Source organism: Nocardia sp. 852002-51101_SCH5132738, from assembly GCF_001665695.1.
Taxonomy (GTDB): domain Bacteria; phylum Actinomycetota; class Actinomycetes; order Mycobacteriales; family Mycobacteriaceae; genus Nocardia; species Nocardia nova.
This window is the reverse complement of record NZ_LZML01000018.1, coordinates 117,283-123,980: the sequence shown is the minus strand read 5'-3', so window position 1 is coordinate 123,980 and position 6,698 is coordinate 117,283. Positions and strand designations below refer to the sequence as shown.

Below are 6,698 nucleotides of genomic sequence, written 5' to 3'. Positions count from 1 at the left end.
ACCGCATTCGGCCGCCGGAAACCAGCCACCAGCCAGGCGACTCCACGCGGGCGTCACCAACGTCCAGGCCTCCTACACCTAGCCCTCCTCGTCGAATTCGAAGTGCAGGGCCTCGACACAGCGTTCGTATTTGGCGATCAGATCCGCTTCGCTGTCGGCGCCGATGAAGAGATCCGCCAGTTCGTAGCTGTAGCTGTCCTGCGCCGGCATATCCGACAGCCGGGTTCCCTCGCTGGGAACCACTTCGATGGTGACGCCGGGAATGTCGTCCTGGATCCGCTCGATCTCGGCCGCCGTGGGAATTCTGGTCACGATCGCGTCGGAGAAGCGGCGGTGGTAGCACTTGGCGGCGATGTCGTAGCGGCCCTGGCCCTTCGGCAGCCGCGGATCGAGGCCGAGGCCCAGTCGCACCATGCAGTGGTGATTCGGCACGCCGTCCACGGCATAGAACATGTCGGCGTGCGATTGCGAATGGCGGGCGTTGATCTCCAGGACCGAGACCCGTCCCGTCTCCGGCTCGCAGAAGAATTCGATGCTGAAGGTCGAATTGTCCAGGCCCATCTGCGCTATGACGCGCTCGGAGATCTCGGTCATCCGCGCCACGATCTCGGGCGGCAACTGGGACGGATATTGATGCCGCAGGAAGCAGGGCGTATCCGGATAGTTGATCGAATCCAGGGCGCCGTTGACGGTGACCTGCCCGCGATAGACGTATCCCTCGGTCGCGGCCTGCACTCCGGTGAGCGTTTCCTCGGCCAGGCAGGCCTGGCCGCCGATCGCGGCGATCTCCGGCGGAAGTTCGATCCGGTCGAGTACGAATTCGAACGGTTTGCCGACACGGCCGACGCCCTCGCGGATCTGTTCGACCGCCGCCTCGAACTCGCGATCGTCGTGGACGTGGAACGCCAGTTCCGAGGAGAAGGACTTGACGGGCTTGAGCCACACCGGATAGTTCATCCCCTCGGGCAGCCGGGCCTCACCGTCGAGATCGACGATTCCGAACTTCGGGATCTCGTCGATCACCTTGCTCTGCTCGATCCGGCTCCAGTACTTGTGCTCGCATTTGACCACTGCCTCGAGATCGGCGCTGGGCAGTCCGAACTGTTCACACAACATCGGAACCAGGGCGGTCACCGGGAAATCCCAGTAACCGACGACAGCCGCGATATCGCCGTCGAAGCCCTTCAGTGTTTCGTGCGCTTTGTACAACAGGTCCTCGATCGGAATCTCGCCCTCCTGCGTTTCCTCGATTCCGAGCAGTGGGTGGAACCGGAACCGCTGCGCATCCGGAATCTGCTCGAGGGTGCGCAGATTTCCGTCGTCGAGACCGATTACGAAGATGTCGGCAGTGCTCACGAATTCCTCATTTCGAAATGTTTTCCACGGGCGCGTGCATCGATTCCCCGGCATCCGGCCGGGGCGCCGGGCGTTGCACGATCCGCACCAGCCGGCGCATCGCGTGCCGCGCCTCGGGAACATCCGAGAGATGCCACGCGTGGAACATTCCCGGATATTCGAAGTAGGCGAGTTCGACACCCTCACGCACGCACCGCGCCCGGAAGCGCCGGGCATCGGCCAACAGGATGTCGCGGGTGCCGACGAACAGGTTGAGGCGCCCGGGCGTCGCGGCGGGTGCGTTCAGCGGGCTGATCATCGGATCGCACCGGTCGAGGTCACCCGCGTACAGGCGACCGGCCTCGGCCAGTCCCGCGACGCCGAGGTAGGGGTCGCACGGCTCGAGAGCCCGGGCCATGGGATCGGTCATGGTCACGTCGAGCCACGGTGAGATCATCACGACCTCCTTGGGCGGGACCGCCTCCGTCGCGCCGAGCTCGCGCGCCAGCACCAGCGCCAGCGCGGCGCCGGCGGAATCACCCATGAACACCTTGTTCTCCGAGGCCGTGTGCGCGAAAACCTCGTCGTGCACGGCGCGCACCATGGCCACCGTGTCGTCGCCGTGGTGTGCGGGCGCGAGCGGGTAGAGCGGCACGGTGACGCTGCATCCGGTCCGGTCGACCAGTCGCGCCAGGAACTTCCAGTGGTCGTGCTGGATCTGGTGCACGTAGGCGCCACCGTGCAGGTAGAGGACGTGGCGCGAGGTGCCGCCCTCGAGTGGCCGGATGGTGTAGACCGGCCGGCCCTGCATGGTGCGGCGCGTCACCCAGTAATGGGTGTGCAATTCGGCCGGCGGGCGGTCGCGGTCGGGCCGCTGGCTCTTGCGGATGCTCTCCCGTAGCGCGTGCGCGTCGGCAAAGGTCTTGTCCGCGTGGGTCATTCGCATGCCGGCGATCAGCATCCGGCTGCGCAGACTCGGTTTCGCGTGGTTCACCGGGGCTACCGGCTCCAGGTCAAACATGGTCACGGGGGATCACCCTCTTCCAGTTCCGCGAGAACATTCGCTGTTCACCCTCGAATCCGTCGAGTTCGGCGTGGACGAGGAATTCGGTCGAGGTACAGGTGACGCGGGTCCGGGTCTCGGTGCGGGCCCGCCAGTCGCCGCGGGCGAAACTCATCGACCACGACGTTTCCGCTGTGGCGGAACAGAATTCGTCCGCCTTCCAGCTGTAGCGTTCGTGGACGCGGCGGTCGACGTCGAGATCGTGCTCGTCGAAGCGGACGAGACCGGCGTCCTTGACGATGTCGAGCGCGGACCGGTATTCGATCAGGTCGCGCGAGACCGTCCATTTCTGCTCGCCAGGGCTGATCTGCGTCGTGCGCATCGGCTCGGCGCCTTCCGGCTCCTCGAACGGGCGCACCGCGACATCGTCGGATTCGGCGACCGGGCGGATCGGCAGCGTCAGCGCGCTGCCTTCGGTGTACACGGTGACCAGGGCCGGTTCCGGCGGCGGCCACGCCAGCGGCCAGTACGACGTCGACAGCGACAACCGGATCCGGTGACCCGGCGGGAAGGCCTGGGCCACGGCGTTGAACTGGACAGTGACGCGGTAGCGCCGACCCGGTTCCAGCGGCTCCGGTTCGTCGTGCCCGTCGCGGTGGGTCAGGTTGAGCAGGCCGTAGGTGACCCGGGTCGCGCGGCCGTCCGGGGCGACATCCGAGAGCCTGGCCGCGACCATCGCCACCGGTTTGTCGGCCGACACTTCCAGCGTCACGGTCGGCGCGCCCAGGATCTCGCAGCGTTCGGTCAGCGCGTCGGTGTCGAACACCAGCGAGCCGCCGTCCTCTTCGCGCTGGTCGTAGGGCAGATCCGGCGGAGCGCTGTAGGACGCCCACTTCCCGGCGAACTGTCCCACCGACAGCGGCGACTCGACCGCGAGCGCCGCCGGGGCCACCGGCTCGTCCGGGCGCGCGATCCGAGTGCGTGCCAGCGGGTGCGCCACGGCCCGCACGTGCGGTGAGGGCCACGCCGGCTCACCGACCCAGCGGCCAGGCCGCTGTTCGTAGGACGTGGACGGCGGCACGCTCTCCTGCATCCACGTGCGCAGCATCGGCCCGTCCATCACGCCGTTGTCGATATCGCGGAGCCAATGGTCCCACCAGCGCACCACCTCCTGCAGGTAGCCGATCGCGGGGCCGGGTTCGCCGAGATGTGGATATTTGTGCGACCACGGGCCGATGAGGCCCTTGCGCGGAACTTCCAGGTTCTCGAGCAGCCGTGCGACGGCGTTGGAATAGCCGTCGGCCCAGCCGCTGGAGGCCAGCACCGGAATCTGGACGTCGGCGTAGTTCTCGCAGACCGACGCCCGCCGCCAGTAGTCGTCGCGGCGCTGGTGCTCGAGCCAGTTCGCGGCCCAGAGGCTGCAGTTCTCCAGCCGTTCCAGCCACATCTCCCGCCATCGCTCGCCGACCAGCGCGGGATCGGGCGGCAGCGTGCTGTAGGCGAACATCGTCGCCGATTCGGCGATGTTGTCCGACAACAGGGCGCCGCCCATGTAGTGCATGTCGTCGGAATAGCGATCGTCGGTGAACGAGGAGATCACGATCGCCTCGAGCCCCGCGGGTTTGCGGGCCGCCACCTGCAGCGCATTGAAGCCGCCCCAGGAGATGCCCATCATTCCGAGCCGGCCGTTGCACCACGGCTGCGCCGCCATCCAGGCGAGCACCGCTTCGGCGTCGAGATGCTCTCGTTCCAGGTATTCGTCGGCGAGCACTCCCTCCGACTCGCCGGTGCCGCGCAGGTCGACGCGGACACAGCCGTAGCCGTGGCCGGCGAGATACGGGTGGTGAATCGAATCCCGCACCGCGCTCAGATCCCGCTTGCGATACGGGATGTATTCGAGGATGCCGGGCACCGGGGCGTCGTCGGAGGCGACCGGCCGCCACACCTTGGCGGCCAGCCGCACCCCGTCCGGCATCGGAATCCACACCTGTTCGTCCACGGTGATCTGCTGCGGCATGGACGTCACCGTCCGCATCAGCCCTCCTTGATCCACATCGGCGGCCGGTTGCGGGCACCGCGTCTCGCCGCCCGCCACCGCCCCCGTCGATTAGGCACTTTCCGGCGGCTACCCGCTCACGGCCGCGCTACACCGGCAGCGCACCCGGTGGTGCGATTCACCACGAAACCACTTCTCGTACAGCATGTTTCGCTGCGAATCGGACACGCTGACGGCCGCTGCGCGCCGACGGTGTGAGCTGGGCTACATCGCTCGCCGAGTCGTGGCCCGTGGGGCGGATGTGCCCAGTTTGAATCCTGGGGACCGCGGCTATGACTGCGCCATCATGAGCGCACTGTCTTCGCCGTTGCTGTTGCTGATCTTCCTGGCCTGCGCCGCGGCCATCTGGGTGGCCGGCGTGAAACTCTCCGACACCACGGATGTGCTGTCGCAGCGCTGGCACCTCGGTGAGGCGCTCGGCGGGGTCCTGCTACTGGCCGTCGCCACCAATCTGCCCGAGATCGCGATCACCGCCAGTGCGGCGCTCGCGCATCAGCTCGACGTGGCAGTCGGCAATATTCTCGGCGGGATCGCGCTGCAGACCGTCGTCCTCGTCGCGCTCGACGCCGCCGGTGTCCGCCCGCGCGCGCCGCTGACCTATCTGGCCGCCTCGCTGACACTGCTGCTGGAAGGCGCGCTGGTCGTGGCGTTGCTGCTGCTCGTCGTGATGTCCACCCAGATGCCGTCCGACGTCATCGCCTGGCGGATGACGCCGGGAGTCGTGCTCATCGCGGTGCTGTGGGCCATCGGATTGCTGCTGCTGCGCCGGGCGGGACGCAGCCTGCCGTGGCACGAGGCCGGCGACGCGCCCGGCGGCCAGGACCGTCCGGCCGGGCACTCCACGGCCACCAAGGAGGACCACGCCACGCGTCGCGGGGTCGGCACCGGCCGGACGGCGCTGATCTTCGCCGGGGCCGCCGTGGTCACCCTGGCCGCGGGCGTGTGCATCGAGCGCAGCGGTGAGGAACTGTTCGGCCGCTGGGGAATGTCGGGAGTCGTGTTCGGCGCCACGGTGCTGGCCGCGGCCACCTCACTGCCCGAACTGTCGACCGGACTGACCTCCACGCGCATGGGTGATTACAAACTCGCCGTCAGCGACATCTTCGGCGGAAACGCGTTCCTCCCGGTGCTGTTTCTGCTCGCGACGTTGCTCTCGGGGTCGTCGGTGCTTCCTCGAGCCCACAACACCGATATCTACCTCACCGCCCTCGGCGGCGTGCTCACCCTCGTCTACATGACCGGCCTGGTGTTCCGTCCCCGCCGCCAATGGTTGCGGATGGGACCGGATTCGCTGACCGTGCTCGTCGTGTACGTCCTCGGCGTGGTCGGGCTCGCCCTCATCCCGACCTGACCACGATGGCGGTGGCGGGGTGGCGGGATTCCGGAGGTACCTAGGATCGAGGTGATCCACTTGCCGGAGGATGCGAACAGACAAGGGGTGCGGGTGATTTCAGCACGCGAGATGTGGGCGGTGTTCGAGCCGATCCACGCGGTGACCTATTTCGCCCCGGAATGCCGGGCCGAATTCGAGCAGGCGGGTCTGCGCGGCTTCTGGCGCGGTTATTTCGGCGGTCGATCGGCGCCGTTCGGGCCGGTCGGTCCCGGCGTGGTGACGGCGGCCTTCTTCGGCTTCTCCCCCGCCATGGTGGCTCGCGCGCTGCCGGGCGTGTGGGAGCTGGCGACGCCGCAGCGAGTGCTCGCGGCCCGCTCCGCCGGCGCCCGCGCCGCGCTGATCCGGCTCGGCGGAACCGACGAGGAGTACGCCGAGGCGGCCGAACTGGCCCGGCGGGCCGCGGCAGCGGTCGAACTCGAAGGCAAACCCCTCGCCGCCGCCAATGCCGACCTGACCTGGCCCGGCGACCCGCTGTCGGTCCTGTGGCACGCCTGCACGGTGCTGCGCGAGCACCGAGGTGACGGCCATGTCGCCGCGCTGACCACCGCCGGACTGACCGGATGTCAGAGTCTGGCCTGGCGCGCCGCCACCGATTCCGGACGCGACATCCTGCAACCGGCTCGCGGGTGGGACGACGAGCAGTGGGATCGCGCGATCGCGGGCCTGACCGACCGCGGCTGGCTCGACGCGGACGGACGGCCCACCCTGGCCGGTCGCGCCGAATTCGACGAGATCGAAAGGCGCACCGACGATTTGGCCGCGCGGCCGTGGCGGGAGATCGGGTCCGCGGCGACCGGACGCCTCGCCGAGTTGCTGCGGCCGCTGGCCCGAGCGGCGCACACCGCAATGCCCGATCGCACCCCGATCGGGACGCTGCCCCGCCCCTGAGCTTCCCGATGCCTGCCGCGCCA

General features: G+C 68.3%; 5 protein-coding genes. 2 read left to right on the top strand and 3 right to left on the bottom strand.

Going from position 1 to position 6,698, the window contains the following annotated elements:
- Positions 1–78 precede the first annotated feature (78 nt).
- Genes A5789_RS02330 through A5789_RS02320 form a run of 3 tightly spaced genes read right to left on the bottom strand, consistent with a single transcriptional unit; the run spans position 79 to position 4,373 of the window.
- Positions 79–1,356, bottom strand: a complete 1,278-nt coding sequence (locus tag A5789_RS02330) for an acetyl-CoA carboxylase biotin carboxylase subunit family protein (protein WP_227462650.1) — start codon at positions 1,354–1,356, stop codon at positions 79–81.
- 7 nt (positions 1,357–1,363) lie between these two features.
- Complete coding sequence (locus A5789_RS02325) at positions 1,364–2,356, bottom strand: alpha/beta hydrolase fold domain-containing protein (RefSeq protein WP_064905428.1); 993 nt, start codon at positions 2,354–2,356, stop codon at positions 1,364–1,366.
- Positions 2,349–4,373, bottom strand: coding sequence for a CocE/NonD family hydrolase (locus A5789_RS02320; RefSeq protein WP_064905430.1), 2,025 nt, complete (start codon positions 4,371–4,373; stop codon positions 2,349–2,351). Before A5789_RS02320 ends, A5789_RS02325 begins: the two co-directional genes overlap by 8 nt.
- 307 nt (positions 4,374–4,680) lie before the next feature.
- On the opposite strand from A5789_RS02320, the gene A5789_RS02315 reads away from it, so the two are divergent.
- The gene (locus A5789_RS02315) at positions 4,681–5,745 is read left to right on the top strand and encodes a sodium:calcium antiporter (protein WP_063018777.1); all 1,065 of its coding nucleotides are present in this window, start codon (positions 4,681–4,683) and stop codon (positions 5,743–5,745) included.
- A 93-nt stretch (positions 5,746–5,838) separates the two neighbouring features.
- Positions 5,839–6,675, top strand: a complete 837-nt coding sequence (locus A5789_RS02310) for a hypothetical protein (protein WP_227462649.1) — start codon at positions 5,839–5,841, stop codon at positions 6,673–6,675.
- Positions 6,676–6,698 lie beyond the last annotated feature (23 nt).